Source organism: Rhodococcus jostii NBRC 16295, from assembly GCF_001894825.1.
Classification (GTDB): Bacteria; Actinomycetota; Actinomycetes; order Mycobacteriales; family Mycobacteriaceae; genus Rhodococcus_F; species Rhodococcus_F jostii.
In genome coordinates this window covers 1-1,236 of sequence record NZ_BCWY01000242.1, presented here as the reverse complement: position 1 = coordinate 1,236, position 1,236 = coordinate 1, and the positions used below count along the sequence as shown (strand labels likewise).

Below are 1,236 nucleotides of genomic sequence, written 5' to 3'. Positions count from 1 at the left end.
AGTTTCGTCGGCCGCCGACACGAACTCACCGAGGCGAAGAACCTGCTGGCCGGGTCCCGGCTGGTGACGTTGATCGGGATCGGGGGCGTGGGCAAGACACGGCTGGCGATGCGGGTGGCGGCAAGTGTCCGGCGCGACTACGCCGACGGTGTGCGGCTCGTCGGCTTGGGTGAACTGCGCGACGAGTCGTCGCTGGTCGACGCAGTGGCCGGCGCACTGGGATTGCGAGACCACTCGGCGAGGCCGTTGCGTGAAGTCCTGATCGAGTTTCTCGTGCCGCGGCAACTGCTGTTGGTCCTCGACAACTGTGAGCACATGGTGGACGCCGTGGCGGAACTGGCCGAGACACTGTTACGGGTGTGCCCGGGCCTGCGGATTCTGGCCACCAGCCGCGAACCCCTGGTCATCGGTGGGGAAGCGGTGCTGCGGGTCCCTCCGCTGGCTGTACCGGATCCGGAACGGCGGCCCTCACTGCGCGGGTTGTCCCGATACGATGCCGTGTCGTTGTTCGTCGAACGCGGTGCTGCCGCGGTTCCGGGATTCGCGCTCACCGAGGAGAACGCGGCGGCGGTGGCGGGGATTTGTCACCGCCTCGACGGATTGCCGCTGCCGATCGAATTGGCGGCGGCGCGGCTGCGGGCGATGTCGCCCGAACAGATCCTCGAGCGGCTGACCGACCGCTTCACCCTGCTGACCCGCGGCAACCGGGGTGCGCCGACGCGGCAACAGACCCTGCGGTTGTGTATCGACTGGAGCTTCGAGTTGTGCACCGCACGTGAACAACTGGTGTGGGGGCGGGTGGCGGTGTTCGCCGGGTGCTTCGAACTCGATGCCGCGGAGCAGGTGTGCGGCGCCGATCTGGCCTCGGGCGAGTTGCTGGACACGCTGACCTCGTTGGTGGAGAAGTCGATCCTCATCCGGGAGGAATCCGGGTCGGTGGTGCTTTTCCGGATGCTCCAGACTCTCCGCGAATACGGTGACGAGAAGCTCGAGCAGTCCGGTGAGGCTTTGGCGTTGCGTCGCCGACACCGGAATTGGTATGAGGCGTTGGCGCTCGATGCGGAGGCCGAGTGGATCAGCGCCCGACAACTCGACTGGATCGCCCGGCTGAAGCGGGAACAGCCGAATCTGCGGGAGGCCCTCGAATTCGGGGTCGACGACGATCCCGTCGGTGGTCTGCGCACCGCTGCCGCACTGTTTTTGTTCTGGGGCTCCCAGGGCCTCTACAACGAGGGG

Annotated in this window: 1 protein-coding gene; it reads left to right on the top strand. The window is 66.9% G+C overall.

Annotation, left to right across the window (positions count from 1 at the left end; translation table 11 throughout):
- The coding region (locus tag RJ1_RS44970; protein WP_255284982.1) for an ATP-binding protein at positions 1-1,236 on the top strand (1,236 nt) is incomplete at both ends.